Raw genomic sequence first — 17,669 nt, forward strand, 5'->3', positions numbered from 1 at the left:
ACGAGCAGTGGGGGTCACGGATGGACACGGCGGCGCAGGACGACAGGACTCTCGTCGAGGCGGTGCGCCGGGGCGAGCGGGCCGGTCTGGAAGGCTTGTACCGGCGGTACGCCGACCGGCTCTACACGTACGCCCGGGTGTTGGTGCGTGAGCCGGAGGCCGCCGCGGACGCCGTCCACGACGCGTTCCTCACCGCCAGCCAGCGCATCGACCAACTGCGCGACCCCGACCGGCTGCGTCCCTGGCTGTACGCGATCGTGCGCAACGAATGCCTCCGGCAGATCCGGGACCGGTCCCGCTCCTCGCCCCTCGACGAGGCGGACGAGCCGGTGGCCGACACCGCCGACCCGGGCACCGACGTCAACACCGCGCAGGTACGGGAGCTCGTCCACACCGCAGCCGCCGCCCTGAACCCGGGCGACCGCGAGGTGGTCCACCTGGCGATCCGCCACGACCTGTCCTCGGTGGACATCGGCGCGGCCCTCGGGGTGCCCGCCAACCACGCGCACGCCCGCCTGTCCCGCGCCCGGACCCAGCTCGAACGGGCGCTCGGCGCGTTGCTCGTGGCCCGCAGCGGTGCCCGGGACTGCCCCGCCCTGGCCGAGACGATCGACGGTTGGCAGGGCACGCTGACCCCGACCCTGCGCAAGCGGGTCGCCCGGCACATCGACAACTGCGCCTCGTGTGGCCTGCTCCGACGCGAACAGCTCAGTCCGGCGGCGCTGCTGTCCGCCTACACGGCTCCGGCGTTCCTCGTCGTCGCCGACACGGTGTGGCCGAGGCTGGCCGGGGCCGGCCCGGCCGACGGCCAGGCGACCGACACGACCGACGGCGGGGTGACCGACGCGGTCGACGGCGGGGCGACCGGCGACGGGGGGAGCGGCGCGGTCGACGGTCAGGTGACCGACCCGACCGGCGAGGTGACCGACGCGGTCGACGGCAGCGCCGACGTCGAGAGTTCTCCCGATGCGACGACGGACCCGTCGGCGACGACCGAGCCGAGCGGGTCCGCAGACGGCACGGCGACTCCCGGACCGACTGCGGGGCGGGGCGACGCGCCCGCTGCCGAGCCGCGAAACGGGCCCACCGGAGCAGCGGATGACCGGGCCGCCGCAGGGCCGGCAGCCGACCCGGCTCCCCGGTCCGCCGCCACCGTGGCCGGGGGCGGGGCGGCGCTGCCCCGTGCGGCGGCCCACCCCGCCGGGGTGACCTCGGCGGCGACCCACGACCGGCGACGCCGACGGCGGTTGGCGGCGACCGCAGGGTTGCTGGTGCTCCTCGCCCTCGCCGGCACCTGGGCGCTCGCCCCCGGACGCCGGGCCGAACAGGTGGCGGCGACCTCCGGGGCGACCGCCGGCAGGTCCGCGACCGCGACGACGACGGCTGCGGCGGTCCCGGCGGCGACCCCTCCCGTGGTCACCGCCACGGCTACCGGCGCCGCCGCCCCGACGGCACCGGGACCTGACGCGACCGGCACCGCTGCCGCGCCCGCCACCTCCGGTTCCCGGCCGGGGGCCGCCGCACCGACCACCGCGCCGGGCACGACAGCCGCCCCCACCACCGCGCCGGCCGTGGCACGACCGACCACCACGCCACCCCCGCCCCGGGCGTTCACCGTGTCGGCGAGCGCGCACGTGCGCTGCGGTCAGGACACCTACAGCCTGGTCGTCCGAGCCACCGGCAGCGCCGCGGTCGACCAGGCGGAGGTGCGCTGGACACCCGTCGGGGGTGCCACGTCGACCCAGGCCATGACCGTGGACGGGGCGTCCGCCCAGGCAACCGTGGGACGGCTACGTGCGACGGCCCTGACCTGGTCGGTACGGATGACCGCCGTGGACGGACGCACGGCGCAGAGCCCGACGTACCAGGTCGCCGACCCGTGCGTACGGCCCGGCTAGGGCTGCCTCGCGGCTCCTGCGTCCCCGCTTCACCCGGGGACGGCGCTGCGTGACCTGCAAGCAGCTGGAGGAGCGCCCGCGCCGCCACCGACCGGCGGCGGCGCGGGCCGGCACAGGTCCAGCAGCGGCGGTCAGGCCGGCAGGGCCACCTGCGCCGGGGTCGACCGGTGGGTGGTGGTGCCGTCGCCGAGCTGCCCGAACGAGTTGTCGCCCCAGCACCACAGGTTGCCATCGGTGCGCGTCGCGCAGGCGTGGTAGGACGCGGCAAGGCCGTCCGCCCAGGTGGTGGCGGTGCCGACCCGGGTCGGGGTCGACCGGTGGGTGGTGGTGCCGTCGCCGAGCTGCCCGGAGGTGTTCTTGCCCCAGCACCACAGGCTGCCGTCGGTGCGCGTCGCGCACGACGAGTCGACGCTCGTCTCGACCCTTGCCCAGGTGGTGGCGGTGCCGACCTGGAGTGGAGTGGTCTGGAAGCCTGCGCCCCCGCCCACCTGGCCGTACCCGTTCTCACCCCAGCACCACAGTGTCCCGTCGGCGCGGACCGCGCAGGTGTGCACGTATCCGGCCGTCACGCCGGTCCACGTGGTCGCGGTGCCCACCTGCGTCGGTGTCGCGCGGTAGTCCCGGATACCGAGACCGAGCTGCCCGTCCGAGCTGCTGCCCCAGCACCACAGGGTCCGGTCGGTGCGGATGGCGCAGGTGTGCGCGTAGCCGGTCGTGACGCTCGCCCAGGTGGTCGCCGTGCCGACCTGCACCGGGGTGGTCGTCAGAGTGGGAGACGTGCCGATGCCGAGCTGCGCGTGGCGGTTCAGGCCCCAGCACCACAGGGTGCCGGTGGTCTGGACGGCGCAGGTGTGGTTGGCGCCGGCGCTGACGCTGGCCCAGGTGGTAGCGGTGCCGATCCGTACGGGGCTGCTCCGTCTCGTGGTCGTCCCGTCGCCGAGCTGCCCGTTGTGGTTGCCACCCCAGCACCACAGCGTTCCGTCCGTGCGTACCGCGCAGGTGTTGCTGCTACCGGCGTCGATACGCGCCCAGGTGGTGGCGTCGCCGATCCGGACCGGACCGGTCCGGTCCGTGGTGGTCCCGTCGCCGAGCTGGCCGTAGAAGTTGTTGCCCCAGCACCAGAGCGTTCCGTCGGTGCGGGTGACACAGGTGTGCAGATCACCCGCGGCGACCCGGGACACCGGCGCGGCGGCGAGCGAGACGTTCGGTGCGCCCCGGTCGGCAGAGCTGAGGCCCGCGTTGGCCGCACCCGCCGTGAATCCGATGGACAGCACGCTCATCCCGACCGAGGCCGCCGCCGCGACGACGGTTCTGGCCGCCCGCCGCCAACGCGTCCGTAGCCGGCCCTCCCGATGTTCGTTCATGTGTTCTCCCAGGCATCGTCGGTTCCGTAAGTGGAGGCGGCGTTGCCTCGGCAGGTCGCCAGCGACCCGGCACTTCACATCGATGAACTTTACATTGATACACGTCACCTTTACACGCGTTCATGCGGCGGCCCCCGGCCATCGGGCCGGGGGCCGCCGCCGACGGTGCGCTACTCCAGCTTGTTCGGGGTGTCGTGGCCGACCTCGTACGGCGTCGTCACCCCCTCGTAGATGACGTGGGACATCATGCCGGCCGCGGCGTGGTCGAGGTTGTGGCAGTGGTCCATCCACAGGCCCGGGTTGTCGGCCTTGAAGGCCACCTCCCAGATCTCCCCCACCTCGACGTTGACCGTGTCCAGCCAGAGCGGGCTGCCGGTGGCCGGCTTGCCGTTGCGGCTGAGCACCAGGACGTGGTGGCCGTGCAGGTGCATCGGGTGGTCGAAGTGGCTGCGGTTGGCGAAGCGCACCTTGACCAGGTCGCCCTCGCGGACGGTGAGCGACGGGGCCTTCGGGAAGGCCATGCCGTTGCTGGCCCAGACCACCGTGAACTTCCCGTCGTAGAACCACAGCTCGTTGTCGAAGACCAGCGAATGCGTCTTGGTGAATCTGCTGTCCCGGCCGAACGGGGTGGGCAGCGGCGAGCCGTACGTGGTCGGGTCGAACGCGTCCTGTGGCTTGTCCGGCCGCACGTCGCCGGCGCCGTCGGCGCTGAGCAGCAGACCGCCCTCGACGACCCGCAGTTCCTTGCCGAAGCGCCGCAGCTCGGTGAGGCGTACCGGCTGCGTGGGCATGGTGAACTCCAGGTCGTACCGGCCACCTCCGCCGATCACTATCTGTCTGCCGGCGACGTCGGTCGGCTCGTTGATCGGGTTGCCGTCGATCGCGACCACCTTGAACGGGGTGCCGGTCAGCGAGTACCGGTGGGTGGAGCCGTCGGTGTTGATCAGACGGAGCCGGACCGGGGTGCCCGGGGCCATCCGGCGTCGGTCGAGCTGGTCGACGGTGCCGATGGCGGGCGGCTCCAGGGGCAGTTCGTCGGAGTACCAGGTGTGCGTGGAGACGATCAGATCCTGGGTACCGGGGGCCAGGTCCGACTGCTCCGGTTCGATGATCAGCGGCCCGAACAGGCCCTTCTTGACCTGGACCGAGGACTGCTGGTGGGAGTGGTACCAGTGGGTGCCGACCTCGTCCGGCCGGAACCGGTAGACGTGCGTGCCGCCGGGCTCGATGGCGTCCTGGGTGACCCCGGCGACGCCGTCCTCGGCGTTGGGCACGTCCACCCCGTGCCAGTGCACCGACACGTTGGTGTCCGGCACCTTGTTGTGCACCGTCACCTCGATCAGCTCACCGCGCTTGACCCGCAGCTCCGGCCCGGGGCTCGTGCCGTTGAACAGCCACGCGTCGACCTCCCGGCCGGAGGCCAGCCGCAGCTTCTTCGCCTCGGCGACCAGGGTGAAACGACGGTCCGGCGTCTCGCTGCGCGGCCCGGTCAGGTCGGCCACGCTGACCGTACGGCCGGTCGAGTGACCGTGCGCGCCGGCCGCGGAGACGCCGCCGTGCGCGTGGTCGGTCATGTTCATCCGCCCCGGCAGGACGGTCTCGTTGGCCGCCAGGCTCAGCCCGCCGACCAGCAGCAGGACGAACCCCGTGGCGACGGCGACCGCGCGCAGCGCCCGGACCGGCCGGGTGCGCTGGACCGGGCCCCCGTTCGCGGCGAGGCGGTACCGGTGCTGCTGCCACAGCCAGAGTCCGACCAGGATGGTCAGGAAGGACACGTAGACGGTGAGGATCGGGACGAGCTGCGGCGGGCCCATGGTGACCATGATCGCGGTGACGAAGCCGGCCAGCGCGCCCAGCGCGGTCGCCTGGAACGGCACCACCGCCTGCGGGGCGAAGGTCGCCAGCCGGGTCCCGGCCGACGGGTTCCGCCGGTGGGCACGCCAGCGGGGAACCGCCAGCACCAGCACCGCCAGGGCGGGCAGGATCACCAGAGGTAGCGCCACGGCGACCCGGTCGGCCACGAAGAGGTAGCCGTAGCTGCCCATCAGCGCGGTGGTGACGACACGGGCGGCGACGCCGAGCCAGCCGAGCGCGACCAGCACCAGCATGAAGGTGGCCCGCCGTCGGCCCCGCCGGTCGGAGCGGTGCCGTGGTCTGCGGGCCACCAGGACCGCGCTCGTGCCCCACAGCAGGGTGAGGAAGAGCGCGGCCTCGATGTCGTAGTTCAGATAGCTTTCGAACAACACGGGCAACCTCCGGGAACGGGCAGCGTCGATCGGCGTGGTCGGTCAGGGGCGGGTGGACGTGCCGTCCACCGCCTCCCACCGGAGTTCGTGGCCCTCGGCCCAGATCCGGGCGGCGGCGGCGAGGACGCTCCTGCGGTCGGCGACCGGCGCACCGGGCGAGGCCGGCAGCAACGCCACCACGTCACTGGCCTTCGACCGCACCGCGCGGTGCTGGCGGGCCACGTTGGTCAACCCCTGACCCGCGCCGGCCTCCACGATCAGCAGGTCACCGGTGGCGAGCAGCGCGTCGAGCGCCGGCCAGAACAGCACCGGGTCGGCGATCTGGGTGGTCCAGAACATCGGGTCACCGGCGGTCTCGGCGTCGAGCTTCCGACCGACGTACGCGGAGTAGACCGGGTCGACCGGCGGGCCGGGCCGGGCCGCCTCGACCGCGTGCCGGGTGGCCAGCGACGCGTCGAGGACCGCCGGGCTGTGGAACGCCTGGCGTGCCTTGGCCAGCCGGCAGACGTACCCCTGCTCGCGCAGCTTCTCCTGGACCACGGCCAGCGCCTCGTCCGGGCCGGCCAGCATGGTCTGCCGGGGCGCGTTGACGGCGGCGACGGCGACCTGCCCGGTCGGGTCCAGCGTCAGGTACGGCTGGAGTTCGTCGGCGGTGGCCGCGACCGCGAGCATGCCGCCGGGCGGGGTACGCAACACCTCGGTGACCCGGGCCCGCATCAGCCGGACGGCGGCGGGCAGGCTGAACGCGCCGGCCAGGGTGGCGGCGACCATCTCCCCCGCGCTGTGCCCGAGCAGGGCGACCGGCCGGACCCCCCAGGAGCGGACCATCGCGCCGAGCGCGTAGCCGACGCCGAACAGCAGCGGCTGGGCGCGGGAGCCGTCGTCGAAGGGGACGCTCGGGTCGTCGGAGAGCCACTCCTCGCGCAGCCGGTCGCCGCCGTCCCCCCAGAGGGCGAAGAAGGTGTCCATCGCGGTGGTGAAGACCGGGTCGTGGCCGTACAGTCCGGCGCCCATGCGCGGGTACTGCGCGCCCTGGCCGGGAAAGATCAACGCGACCGGGCGGCCCTTCGGCGTAGTGGCCCGGTGCCGCTCCAACGCCCCGGTCACCTCGGCGGCGTCGGCCGCCACGACCGCGCCGCGCATCCCGCCGGACCCGGTCCGGCGAACGGCCTGGCGGGCCAGCGTCTCGACCCGCCGCCGGTGGTCGCCGAACAGGTCTCCCTCGAAGCGGGCGAGCCGCCCCATCGCCCGGCGTCGCCGCTGGTCCGTCGCCTCGTCGACGGCCGACCAGCGGATCACCAGCGGGTCGCCGGGCGGTCGGACCGGCGCGGGAGGCGGCAGCAGGACGACCGCACTCCCCCGCCGGGAGATGTCCGGCAGCGCGACGGGGGTGGGGGCCCGCTGGTCGGCGACCGGGTTCGGGCGACGGCAGCCGTCGGTGAGCATGCGACGCAGGTCGCCGGGGCGGAGCACCCCGGAGCGGGACCGGTCGGCCTCGGTGAGGTCGTCGGTGGCCCGGACGACGGCGAGCGGCGGCTCGTCGGGCGACCAGGACTCGGCGAGGCGGCGCAGCGCCACCACCAGCCACCGCCCCGGTTCGTCCTCCAGTTCGGCCGCGACCAGCACGAGGTCGGCCTCGGCCCGGGCCAGCCGGGTCGCCGCGTGGTGCAGCGCCGCGCAGAGCCGGGGTACGAACACCGTCGCCCCGGCGGCGCCCGGCGGCACGCACGCCGAGGTGAGCCCGCCCTCGTACCCGGTCGGAGAATTCGCGCCGGTCAGCACGAGCGAGGTCCGCCGGCCCCGCCGTACCGTCGGGCCGAGCCGGTCGACCACGGTCGCGACGGTCGCCGCGCGGCCGGTGGTCCCCGCGTCGTCCCGATCCGCCGGTCCGACCGCCCACCTCACGATCGCGGCATCAGTCGCTGCCATCGCGGTCACCTCTCTCCCGCTCCGGGCCCGACCACCGCCGTCGACCGTGCAGGGCTGTGGCGAGCGGGTCGCGCCGATGTCGTCTGAGTCCGGACCGACAGTGGCGGCCGGTTCTCGAAAACGGTTCGAAGGCACCTGGAAGGAAGCCCCGGCCGCCCGGTTCTCCAGCCATTTCGGAGTTGGCGTCGAGACGGCGGTCCGAGGATGTCCCGAAGCCGGATCGACCACTGTGGTCGAGCCACCCTCGGGTTGGAAGCGAGAACAAGATGACCTGGACCCAGCTCCTGGTCCCGATCACCCTGACGGGTACCGGGATGGCGGCCGGCGGGCTGATGATCACCGTGCTCGGCGGGGTGCCGCTGCTGCTCCGACTGCCGACCGACCAGTACGTGCCGATCCACCAGTTCCTGGTGACCCGCTTCGATCCGTTCATGCCGATCTGCATGATCACGTCGCTGGTCGTCGACCTGCTCCTGGCCGTCCTGGTGGACGAACCGGTGTCCCGGATCGGCTTCGGGGTGTCCGCCGTCCTGCTCCTCGGCGCGATGGTCATCTCGCTGACCAAGAACGTCCCGATCAACCGGTGGCTGAAGACCCTCGACCCGGACCGGTTGCCGGCGAACTTCGAAGAGATCAACCCACGGGTCCGCTGGGGCAGGTGGAACTCGGTCCGGACGGTCCTCGTCGTCGTCGCCCTGGGGCTCAGCGCGATCGCCGTCGGCCCACTGCTCTAGTCCCCCCGCCGGCCCCGTTCCCCGCCCGGCCGGCCACCGATCCGCCCGGCATCGGACCGGCTGCCCGTGGCCCTGCCCGCACGAGGTCCCGCTCCTCCCCGGCCGAGCCGGGGTATCCACGGAAGGAATCTGTTGATGACCCCTGACACACGCGCCACCGCCGCCGCGGTGGACCGGGCGGAGACACCCGGGGACGCCCGCTTCGTGATCGGCCGCGACGTCGGCACGGTCGCGAGCTGGTTCCGCATTCTGTACGCGCTGATCGCGGTCGGCAGCCTCTGGTACCGGATCGACAAGGCCCTCGACGCCTCCGGTCTGGCCATGATGGCGGTCTGGTTCGTGGTGGTGGCCGCCGTCTACACCGCGGTCATCTGGTTCTTCGGCCGGATCGAGCGGTTCCGGGGGGTCAACCCGTGGATCCCGTCCGCGCTGCTCCAACTCCCGATGATGCTCTACCCGATGGGCATCGGCTCGGCGCCGATGCACCAGGCGCTCGCCGTTTACACCACGATCGGCGTGCTGCTCTGCGGTGTGATGCGGTACGGCGGCCTCGAGGTCGCCGCCCTGCCCATGCTGCTGCTGCGGCGGCGGTCCCGGCTGTTCAGCCCGTTCAACGCCATCGACATCGTCGAGCAGGCGTTCCGCCGGGAACGGTCGCGGGGCGTCCTGTGGGCGACCGCGCTCGCGCTGACCGTCTTCGTGGTCATCGAGTACTGGTGGGTGGGGCTGACGCTGAGCATCCCGCCGGCGAAGGAGCTGCTCGGCGAGGGCATCCGGCTGCCCGGCTTCTGGGCGCTGCTGCTCGTCGTGCCGGCGGCCTGGTTCGCCGTCCTCGCCGCCCGGGAGCGGGACCGGTGGCGGTCGGTGCCGTTCGACCAGCGCTGGCCGGGGCTGGCCGCGCTGACCCTGCTGCTGCTGATGCCGATGCTCGGCAGCCGCCAGGTGCCGGACTCGCTGTGGGGCATCATCATGTTCGTCGGTCTCGTCGTCGGCCTGGTCACCCTGGTCCGGCTGCCGTTCCGCCGGTCCGCCGGCACCGGCCGCCGCGAGCCGGAGGTCGCCGCGTCACACTGACCCGCCCCCGCGTCACCTCGGCCGGGCATCCCTCCCAGGGTGCCCGGCCGTTCGCCGTCGCGATCCCCGCAGCGACGCAGCTCGGTCACGGAGAACCACCGACACCGCGCCGCCGGGCGAAGGGTCACCGTGCGTGAGGAGCAGCGCCGGTCGACCGCGAACACTCAGGGTTACCTCGAAGGCCAGGGGAGCGACTCACCGCGCCAGCGAGCCAGCAGGTGACGGTCGCGGAAGGTGGTGGCTCGACGTGGCGCTTCCCGGCACCGCGGGCGCCGCGCCGCGCGGGACGAAGCCCGGGATCGGAACACCGGCCCCCAGGGCGACGGGGATGTGGTGATCGGCAACCGCCGCGCCCCGACACCGGACGTGCCTGTCGGGCGGCCAGCCCACCGTCCAGGGTGCGTTGGCCGCCCGACAGGCGCAATCCGATCGTGGCTCAGTGGGCGGCGGCGTCGACCTTGCGGGGCAGGACGTGGACCAGGGCGACGACCAGGAGGCAGAGGAGCACCTGCACGCCGAGGGTCCAGCCCATCGCGTCGACGAAGCGGGCCCGGCTGGCGGTGTCCTGGTCGGCGAGGAGGCCGAAGAAGACCGCGCCGGTCACCGCCACCCCGAGCACCCCGCCGGTCTGCTTGCCGGTGGAGAAGATGCCGGCGGCGGACCCGGCGTCGACGTGCGGGATGCCGGCCAGGGTGACGTTGAGGATCGGCGCGCTGACCAGGCCCATGCCGACGCCGACGACGCAGAGGCTGACCACGATCGGCAGCGAGGTGAGCCGGTCGCCGGAGACGACCACGATCGCGTTCAGCCCGGCCATGCCGAGGGTCATCAGGACCGCGCCGACGACCAGGGCGGTCCGCCCGGCGGTCCGGGCCAGCGGGATCGCCACCATCGAGGCGAGCGCGGTGCCGACCGCCCAGGGCGCGACCGTCCAGCCGGTGCGTTCGGCGGTGAAACCCAGACCGTTCTGGAGGAACACCACGAAGGTCAGGAAGAAGCCGGACATCAGCGCCGCGACGATGATGTTCGCGAGCACCCCGGCGGTGAACGTCCGCTGCCCGAACAGGTGCAACGCCACCAGGGGCGACTCGCCGGCCTGTTCCTTGCGCCGCTCGAACCGGACGAGCACCACGAACGCCGGACCGGCGGCGGCCAGGCACACCCAGGACCACCACGGCCAGCCCAGCTCGCGGCCGTACATGAGGGGGTGCAGCAGGAGCAGCAGTGCGGCGGCGGCCAGGAAGACGCCGCCGAGGTCGAAGCCACGTCCCCGTTCGTCGCGGGACTCGGGCAGCCAGACGAGCCCGCCGAGGAAGGCGACCAGGCCGATCGGCAGGTTGATCAGGAAGATGGTCCGCCAGCCCCAGCCGAACAGGTCCGCGCCCATCAGGATGCCGCCGAGCATCGGGCCGGAGACCGTGGCCAGGCCGATGACCAGGCCGTAGACGGCGAGCAGCGGGGCCCGGCGGGCGGGCGGCACCAGCACCTGGAAGACCGCGAGAACCTGCGGACCCATGATCGCGGCGGCGACGCCCTGCACCACCCGCGCGGCGACGAGCCAGCCGACGTCCCCGGCGACGCCGGCGAGCACCGAGGCGAGGGTGAAGCCGGCAAGGCCGAGGAGGAACGCCCGCCTACGGCCGAAGGCGTCCCCGATCCGACCGCCGGTGACCAGCAGCAGGGCGAACGGCAGGGTGTAGCCGGCGAGGACCCACTGCATCGAGCCGTAGCTCGCCCCCAGGCCGTCCTGGATGGACGGCACCGCGATGTTGACGCCGGTGGTGTCGAAGCTGGTCATGAAGGTGGCCAGCAGGACCACGGTGAGCGCGGCACCGAGCCGCCGCGCGGGCGGCGGGGCGGTGGCGGCCGGCGGCTCGGCGGCGTTCGGCGGGGCGGCGGCCGGGGCGGCCGGGGGCGGGGCGGCCACGTCGCGGCCGGGCGTGGTCGCGGTCACGGCAGCACCGCCACGCCCGCCGCGGTCACCGTCAGGGCCGCCAGGGCCAGCGCGGTGCGCAGCTGGTGCAGGCGTCGCCACTGGGGTCGGGGGTCGTCCCAGTCGTCCGGTACGGCGTCCGGGTCGACCCGAAGCACCCGCTTGTTGATCGGGACGTTGCCGAGGTGGGACACCCCCTGCACGCCCAGCGCCAGCACCGAGGCCAGGACGAAGAGCCACCGGGTCACCGGCTCCTCGACCACGAAGATCAGCGCGATGTCGGCGAACATCGTCGAGTTGACGATCAGCGGCATCGACGGGTGGTACCCCTGCCCGAGCTTGCGGTGCAGGGTGATGTAGCTGCCCGCGGGCAGGGTGTAGAGGGTCGGCAGCACGCTCACCGCCACGGCGAAGAACACCCCCGCCACGATCCCGCTGCCGCCGACGGCGACCACCGCCAGCGCCTGGGCAATTGTCTCTCTCATCGGCTCGCCATCTTCCGTCGCGTCCGGCAACGAACTCCGCCAGCGATGCTCACGGCGTCGCCTCAAGCCGACGTGGAGGAAAGCTCGACGCGGCGGGAGCCCCGGCCGGTCGGGCGGCGGGCGGCGACACCGACGTGCGCGACCTTCGACCGAGCCCCGAGGCAGACCCGAGACGGGCCGCTGAGCATCGACCGCGAGCAGGCGACCGGGCGGCGTGACGCATCGCCCCGGTCCGGGGCCGCGCTGCACGCCTAACGACGCGAATGTGAGGAGACGAGCCATGTCGGGTATCGCTGGCTGGGTTGACTACGAGCGGGACCTGTCCCGCGCGCAGGCAACCGTCCGTGCCATGAGCGCCACGATGGCCAACCGGGGGCCGGACGCGGAGGGCGTCTGGACGTCCCCGCGCGCCGCCATCGGTCACCGCCGGCTCGCGCTGGTCGAGCTGGACGGCGGCCGGCAGCCGTACGTCGTCGAGGCGGACGGCCAGATCCTCGCCGTGGTCGCCGTCGACGGCGACGTCTACAACGCGCCCGCGCTCCGCGCCGAACTGGAGTCGCACGGGCACCGGTTCCGCAGCCGGGGCGACGCCGAGGTGGTGGCGTACGCCTACCTTCAGTGGGGCGCCGGGCTGGCCGAGAAGCTGGAGGGCGGCTACGCCTTCGCGGTCTGGGACGTCCGCCGCGAGGAGCTGCTGCTGGTCCGGGACCGGCTCGGCAACAAGCCGATATTCTACTACCCGACTCCGCACGGCGTGCTCTTCGCCTCGGAGCGCAAGGCGATCCTGGACCACCCGCAGGCCGAGGCCGTGGTGGACGCCGACGGCCTGCGCGAGATCCTCTCCTACGCCGGCACCCCCGGCCACGGCGTGTTCAAGGGCATGCACCAGGTGCGCGCCGGGCACGTCGTACGGGTCACCCGCTCCGGGCACCGGGAGGAGCGGTACTGGGCGCTGGAGGCGCAGCCGCACACCGACGACCTGGACACCACCGTGGCCACCGTCCGGGAGCTGCTGGAGCAGTCGGTGGGCGGGCAGCTCACCGCGGACGTACCGCTGGGGATGATGCTCTCCGGCGGCCTGGACTCCTCCGGGGTGACCGCGCTGGCCGCGCGGGCGCTCAAGGAGCGCGGCGAGGGGCCGCTGCACACCTTCACCGTCTCGTTCGGCTCGGCCGAGGAGTTCACCCCGGACGAGGTCTGGGGCTCCTCGGACGCGCCGTACGTCAAGGAGCTGGTCGACGCGATCGGCGCCGAGCACACCGACATCGTGCTGGACACCGCCGACCTGCTCGACCCGATCGTGGCCGCGAATGCCCTGCGGGCCAAGGACGTGCCGAGCCCGCTGGGCAACATGAACACCTCGCTGTACGTGCTGTGCCGCGCGGTGCAGGAGCACACCCCGCTGGCCCTGCTCGGCGACGCCGCCGACGGTGTCTTCGGCGGCACCATGTGGATGTCGATGCCGCCGCTGATCGAGGCGCAGACCTTCCCGTGGATCGCGATGGCCCACTGGGGTGGCGGCAAGCACGGCATGGGCACCGACCTGATCGAGGCGGGCCTGCTGGAGCGGCTCGACATGCGTGGCTACACCAGCGGCCGGTACCGGGAGGCGATGGACCGGGTGCCGCTGCTGCCGGGTGAGACCGGCCAGGAGAAGCGGATGCGGGAGATGTGGTACCTCAACGTCACCAACTGGTTGGAGACGCTGATCCCGCACTCCGAGTCGATCGCCGGTTCGGTCGGGCTGGCGCTGCGCCTGCCGTACTGCGACCACCGCCTGGTGCAGTACGTCTACTCCGCGCCGTGGTCGCAGAAGAGCTTCGACGGCCGGGAGAAGAGCCTGCTGCGCGCGGCGGTGAAGGACGTGCTGCCGCCGGCCATCGTCGACCGGAAGAAGTCGCCGTACCCGGTGACCCAGGACGCCGCGTACGCCAAGGCGCTCTGCGACCAGCTCCTGGCGCTGACCGCCGACCGCGACGCCCCGATCGCCGGGCTGGTGGACGTAACCGCCGCGAAGGCGTTCGCCGCCGACCCGGAGAGCCTGATCTCCGGTCCGCGCGCCTGGGTGGCGCGCACCCACGTGGAGATGCTCTTCCAGCTCAACATGTGGCTCGACCAGTACCGGGTGCGGGTCGACCTCTGACCGGCACCGTCCCAGTCGTCTTCGATCCCTCGTCGAGGAACGGCTGTCAGCGTTTCGCGCATCGTGGCGACCACCACGGCCCGCACCACACTCCGAAGGAGCCTTCGCAATGGGAACCAAGAACTCTGACCTGTCGATCCTCGACCTCGCGGCGGGCTACTGGTCGGCCAAGACCTTCCTCAGCGCGGTCGAGCTGGGCCTGTTCGGCGTCCTCGCCGACGGCGGCCGGACCGAGCCGGAGATCCGCGAGACGCTCGGGCTGCACCCCCGGGCCAGCCGCGACTTCCTCGACTCGCTGGTCGCGCTGAAGGTGCTCGACCGCGACGCCGAGGGGCGCTACGCGATCAGCGCCGCCGCCGCCAACCAGCTCGACCCGAAGCACCCGTCGTACCAGGGCGGCTTCCTCCGCATGCACGCCTGGCAGTACGGCGTCTGGGGCAAGCTGACCGACCTGCTGAAGACCGGTGACATGCAGGCGCACACCGACCGTGACTTCAACAAGTTCTACTCGCGGCCGGAGTCGGTGCGGAACTTCATGTCCGCGATGGACGGCGCAAACTCGGCGGTCGGCCCGGCGCTGGCCGAAAAGTTCGACTGGACCGAGGTGTCGTCCTTCGTGGACGTCGGCGGGGCGCGGGGCAACATCGCCGCGGTCATCGCCAAGGCCCACCCGCAGCTGAACGCCGGCACCTTCGACCTGCCGCCGGTGAAGCCGTTCTTCGACGAGCACATGGACCGGCTGGGCATGACCGACCGGGTCACCTTCCACGCCGGTGACTTCTTCAACGACAGCCTCCCCACCGCCGACGTCCTGATCTTCGGCCACGTGCTGCACGACTGGAACGACGAGCAGCGGGTCGCCCTGCTGCGCAAGGCGTACGAGGCGCTGCCGGTCGGCGGCCGGGTCATGGTGTACGACGCCCTGATCGACGACGACCGGCGCGAGCCGGCGAACCTGCTGCTCAGCCTCAACATGCAGCTGGTCACCCCGGGCGGCGGCGAGTACACCGGGGCGGACTGCCAGGGTTGGATGCGCGAGGCCGGCTTCACCGAGACCTCGGTCCTGCCGTTGACCGACGCAGACTCGGCCGTGATCGGGCGCAAGACCGCCTGACCCACCGGCCGGGATCCATCCGAACCCTCCACAAAGGAGAACAGTTCCTGTGACAGCGAAACCCGATGCCGGACGCGCCTCCGTCTCCCGTCGTCGCCTGCTGCTGGGCGGCGCCGCCGGGGCCGCGCTGGCGGGCCTTTCCGTGGCCGCGCCGGCGAAGGCCGCGCCGGCCCCCGCCACCCGTCCCGCCCCGGTGGACATCGTCATCCACCCCGACAGCTTCACCGCGCCGGGCCAGCTGCGCGGCGGCGCGGTCACCTTCCGGGTCAGCACCCCGGAGCCGGGTGGCCGGTCGCTGCTGCTGATCCGGCTGCGGTCGGGGGTGTCGGTGGACCGGTACCTCACCGCGTTGGCCGCCACCTCGGCCTACGACCCGGCCGAGCGGGCCGCCGCCGAGCGGGAGCTGGTGGCCTGCGCCGAGAACCTCGGCGGCGCGGTCGTGACGCCGGACTCCCGGGTGTCGTTCACGCAGTTCCTGCTGCCGGGCACCTACCACCTGGTCAACTTCGACTACACCAGCGCCACGGCGGTGCCGCAGGTGAAGCCGCTGACGGTCACCGGGCTGGGCGTCCCCCGGTTCCCGGACGTCGACGACTACGTCCTGCACCGGGAGCGCAACGACTCCGTGTCGTTCCTGGTGCCGAGCCGGAAGCTGAAGGCCACCGGCGAGCACCTGGTGGTCAACACCACCCGGCACAACAACGAGGCGGTCCTGTCCCGCCTCGCGCCGGGCGCGACCGCCGAGGACGTGGCGGCGTACTTCGAGGCGATCAAGAACGGCCAGTGGCCGAGCGAGTCCCCGGTGACCACCATGCCGATCGGCCTCGCCCCGCTCTCGGCCGGCAAGCAGGCCATCGTCCGCACCGAGCTGACCCCCGGCGCGTACCTCCTCTACTCGTACGCGACCAACGCCACCACCGGCCACCCGCGTGCGGTCGAGGGTCTGTACCGCCTGATCACGCTCGTCTGACCGAGTTCTGAGAACCATCGAGTGCGCGGCGTCGTCGGCCCTGCCGGCGGCGCCGCCCGAAACCGGAGGAATCGTGGATCTTCAACTGGCCGGCAAGCGCGCCCTGGTCACGGGTGGCACCCGCGGCATCGGACGGGCGATCGTCACCGCCCTGGCCGGGGCCGGCGCCTCGGTCGTCACCTGCTACCGGCACGACCACGAGGCGGCGGAGAGCCTCACCCGGGACCTGAAGGCGACCGACGGCAACCACCAGGTGGTCCAGGCCGACCTGCGCGACCCGGCGGACGTGACGCGCCTCGTCGAGGTGGCGCGCACCGAGCTGGGCGGGCTGGACATCGTGGTCAACAGCGCCGGGGTGGACAGCCACGCGCCGGCCGCCGAGGTGACCCTCGACGAGTGGCGGCGGGTGCTGGACACCAACCTGACCGCGTTCCACCTGGTCACCCACGCCGCCCTGCCGCTACTCGGCGCGGGCGCGTCGATCGTCGTCGTCGGCGCGTCGGTGAGCACCCGGGGCCTGGCCGGCAAGGCGCACTACACCGCCAGCAAGGCCGCCATCAACGGCTGGATGCGGTCGGTGTGCAAGGAGGTCGGCCCGCGCGGCGTCCGGATCAACGAGGTCTCCCCCGGCATCATCGAGACCGAGCCGGGTGCCGGGCTGCCGCCGGAGATGTACGAGCGGATCAAGTCCAACGCCGCGCTGCGCCGCCTCGGCACCTCCGAGGACGTGGCGAACGCCGTCCTCCTGCTGGCCAGCCCGCTGTCGGCGTACGTGACCGGGGCGACCCTGCACGTGGACGGCGGGATCTGATGGCCACCCGGAAGGTGGCCGTCCTCGGCCTGGGCGGCATGGGCGGCGGGATGGCCCACCGGCTGCTGGACAGTGGTGTGCAGCTGACGGTGTGGAACCGGACCGCGGCGAAGGCCGCCGGGCTGGTGGCGGCCGGGGCGCGGCAGGCGGACTCGCCGGCCGAGGCGGTCGCCGGGGCGGACGTGGTGCTGGTCAGCCTCGCCGACGAGGACGCCGTGGAGCAGGTCCTCTTCGGCGCGGTGTGCCCGGCGGCCCGGCCGGGCACACCGATCATCGACACCTCCACCGTCTCCCCCACCTACGCCCGGGAGGCGGGCGAGCGGGCGGCGCGGGCGGGGGTGAAGCGGATCGAGGCGTGCGTGGTGGGCAACCCGCACCAGGCCCGCAACGGCGAGCTGCGGGTGCTGACCGCCGGCGCGCAGGCCGACCTGGCCGAGGTGGAGGACGTCCTCGCCCTGCTCGGTCCGCAGGTGGTCTACCTGGGCCCGCCCGGGATGGCCGCCACCATGAAGCTGGTCTTCAACGCCATGCTCGGCGCGCAGGTCGCCTCGATGGCCGAGGCGGTCGCCTACGGCGAACGTTCCGGCCTGGACCGGGACATGCTGCTGATGGCGGTGGAGCGCAGCGGTTTCAGCTCCAAGGTGATGTCGTTCCGGGCTGCGCTGATGCGCGAGCGGAAGTACGAGCCGGCGGCCTTCCGGACCCGGCTGATGAACAAGGACCTCCGCCTCGCCCTCGCGGAGGCGGCCAAGGTGGGCGTGGACATGCCGGTCATCGAGCGCTCCGCGGTCACCTTCACCGAGGCGATCGACGCCGGCTACGGCGACCAGGACGCCGCCGCGGTGCACGAGATGATCGGCCGGCACGACGCCTGACGGCGTTCCCCACCCCCCGGTGGATTCGCGAATGCTCCATCCGGGCTTTAAGCGCCTTCGAGGCGCCGACGAAATCATTTCGCAGTAGAGACC

General features: G+C 73.0%; 13 protein-coding genes. 8 read left to right on the forward strand and 5 right to left on the reverse strand.

Features of this window, described 5'->3' with window-relative positions; all coding sequences use genetic code 11:
- The first annotated feature begins 20 nt into the window (after nucleotides 1-20).
- Entirely contained in the window at nucleotides 21-1,898 is a 1,878-nt protein-coding gene (locus GA0070618_RS32685) for an RNA polymerase sigma factor (protein WP_170107870.1), read from the forward strand.
- Nucleotides 1,899-2,029: 131 nt separating this feature from the next.
- On the opposite strand, the gene GA0070618_RS32690 is transcribed toward GA0070618_RS32685, so the two are convergent.
- The 3 genes from GA0070618_RS32690 to GA0070618_RS34420 all read right to left on the reverse strand — a co-directional run bounded on the left by GA0070618_RS32690 (nucleotide 2,030) and on the right by GA0070618_RS34420 (nucleotide 7,437).
- Nucleotides 2,030-3,262, reverse strand: a complete 1,233-nt coding sequence (locus GA0070618_RS32690) for an RCC1 domain-containing protein (protein ID WP_088985082.1) — start codon at nucleotides 3,260-3,262, stop codon at nucleotides 2,030-2,032.
- 170 nt (nucleotides 3,263-3,432) lie between these two features.
- On the reverse strand, nucleotides 3,433-5,505 hold the full coding sequence (locus GA0070618_RS32695; RefSeq protein ID WP_143740354.1) for a multicopper oxidase family protein: 2,073 nt from the start codon (nucleotides 5,503-5,505) through the stop codon (nucleotides 3,433-3,435).
- Nucleotides 5,506-5,550: 45 nt separating this feature from the next.
- Nucleotides 5,551-7,437 (reverse strand): acyltransferase domain-containing protein, encoded by a 1,887-nt coding sequence (locus GA0070618_RS34420; RefSeq protein WP_197701697.1) that lies wholly within the window; start codon nucleotides 7,435-7,437, stop codon nucleotides 5,551-5,553.
- 266 nt (nucleotides 7,438-7,703) lie between these two features.
- Here GA0070618_RS34420 and GA0070618_RS32705 point away from each other — a divergent pair, with 266 nt between their 5' ends.
- Both GA0070618_RS32705 and GA0070618_RS32710 read left to right on the forward strand, forming a co-directional pair.
- Nucleotides 7,704-8,171 (forward strand): DUF1772 domain-containing protein, encoded by a 468-nt coding sequence (locus GA0070618_RS32705; RefSeq protein WP_088985084.1) that lies wholly within the window; start codon nucleotides 7,704-7,706, stop codon nucleotides 8,169-8,171.
- A gap of 135 nt (nucleotides 8,172-8,306) precedes the next feature.
- Nucleotides 8,307-9,245 (forward strand): DUF6410 domain-containing protein, encoded by a 939-nt coding sequence (locus GA0070618_RS32710; protein WP_088985085.1) that lies wholly within the window; start codon nucleotides 8,307-8,309, stop codon nucleotides 9,243-9,245.
- A 436-nt stretch (nucleotides 9,246-9,681) separates the two neighbouring features.
- Here the strand turns inward: GA0070618_RS32710 and GA0070618_RS32715 are convergent, their stop codons facing one another.
- Both GA0070618_RS32715 and GA0070618_RS32720 read right to left on the reverse strand, forming a co-directional pair.
- Entirely contained in the window at nucleotides 9,682-11,199 is a 1,518-nt protein-coding gene (locus GA0070618_RS32715) for an MFS transporter (RefSeq protein ID WP_088985086.1), read from the reverse strand.
- On the reverse strand, nucleotides 11,196-11,663 hold the full coding sequence (locus tag GA0070618_RS32720) for a DUF1772 domain-containing protein (RefSeq protein ID WP_088985087.1): 468 nt from the start codon (nucleotides 11,661-11,663) through the stop codon (nucleotides 11,196-11,198). Before GA0070618_RS32720 ends, GA0070618_RS32715 begins: the two co-directional genes overlap by 4 nt.
- Before the next feature lie 280 nt (nucleotides 11,664-11,943).
- On the opposite strand from GA0070618_RS32720, the gene asnB reads away from it, so the two are divergent.
- The 5 genes from asnB (at nucleotide 11,944) to GA0070618_RS32750 (ending at nucleotide 17,576) form a co-directional block, all read left to right on the forward strand.
- Entirely contained in the window at nucleotides 11,944-13,806 is a 1,863-nt protein-coding gene (asnB, locus tag GA0070618_RS32730) for an asparagine synthase (glutamine-hydrolyzing) (RefSeq protein ID WP_088985089.1), read from the forward strand.
- A gap of 109 nt (nucleotides 13,807-13,915) precedes the next feature.
- Nucleotides 13,916-14,920, forward strand: a complete 1,005-nt coding sequence (locus GA0070618_RS32735) for a methyltransferase (protein WP_088985090.1) — start codon at nucleotides 13,916-13,918, stop codon at nucleotides 14,918-14,920.
- 49 nt (nucleotides 14,921-14,969) lie between these two features.
- Entirely contained in the window at nucleotides 14,970-15,890 is a 921-nt protein-coding gene (locus GA0070618_RS32740; RefSeq protein ID WP_088985091.1) for an NADH dehydrogenase [ubiquinone] iron-sulfur protein 5, read from the forward strand.
- Nucleotides 15,891-15,963: 73 nt separating this feature from the next.
- Nucleotides 15,964-16,701, forward strand: coding sequence for an SDR family NAD(P)-dependent oxidoreductase (locus GA0070618_RS32745; RefSeq protein ID WP_088985092.1), 738 nt, complete (start codon nucleotides 15,964-15,966; stop codon nucleotides 16,699-16,701).
- On the forward strand, nucleotides 16,701-17,576 hold the full coding sequence (locus GA0070618_RS32750; RefSeq protein ID WP_088985093.1) for an NAD(P)-dependent oxidoreductase: 876 nt from the start codon (nucleotides 16,701-16,703) through the stop codon (nucleotides 17,574-17,576). Before GA0070618_RS32745 ends, GA0070618_RS32750 begins: the two co-directional genes overlap by 1 nt.
- Nucleotides 17,577-17,669 lie beyond the last annotated feature (93 nt).

Origin of the sequence: Micromonospora echinospora (assembly GCF_900091495.1) — a bacterium.
Classification (GTDB): Bacteria; Actinomycetota; Actinomycetes; order Mycobacteriales; family Micromonosporaceae; genus Micromonospora; species Micromonospora echinospora.

What these genes read in the sequence shown, in the direction of transcription:
- GA0070618_RS32685 (WP_170107870.1), top strand. Translation starts at nt 21, where the DNA reads ATGGACACGGCGGCGCAGGACGACAGGACTCTCGTCGAGGCGGTGCGC.
- GA0070618_RS32690 (WP_088985082.1), bottom strand. Translation starts at nt 3,262, where the DNA reads ATGAACGAACATCGGGAGGGCCGGCTACGGACGCGTTGGCGGCGGGCG.
- GA0070618_RS34420 (WP_197701697.1), bottom strand. Translation starts at nt 7,437, where the DNA reads ATGGCAGCGACTGATGCCGCGATCGTGAGGTGGGCGGTCGGACCGGCG.
- GA0070618_RS32705 (WP_088985084.1), top strand. Translation starts at nt 7,704, where the DNA reads ATGACCTGGACCCAGCTCCTGGTCCCGATCACCCTGACGGGTACCGGG.
- GA0070618_RS32710 (WP_088985085.1), top strand. Translation starts at nt 8,307, where the DNA reads ATGACCCCTGACACACGCGCCACCGCCGCCGCGGTGGACCGGGCGGAG.
- GA0070618_RS32720 (WP_088985087.1), bottom strand. Translation starts at nt 11,663, where the DNA reads ATGAGAGAGACAATTGCCCAGGCGCTGGCGGTGGTCGCCGTCGGCGGC.
- asnB (WP_088985089.1), top strand. Translation starts at nt 11,944, where the DNA reads ATGTCGGGTATCGCTGGCTGGGTTGACTACGAGCGGGACCTGTCCCGC.
- GA0070618_RS32735 (WP_088985090.1), top strand. Translation starts at nt 13,916, where the DNA reads ATGGGAACCAAGAACTCTGACCTGTCGATCCTCGACCTCGCGGCGGGC.
- GA0070618_RS32750 (WP_088985093.1), top strand. Translation starts at nt 16,701, where the DNA reads ATGGCCACCCGGAAGGTGGCCGTCCTCGGCCTGGGCGGCATGGGCGGC.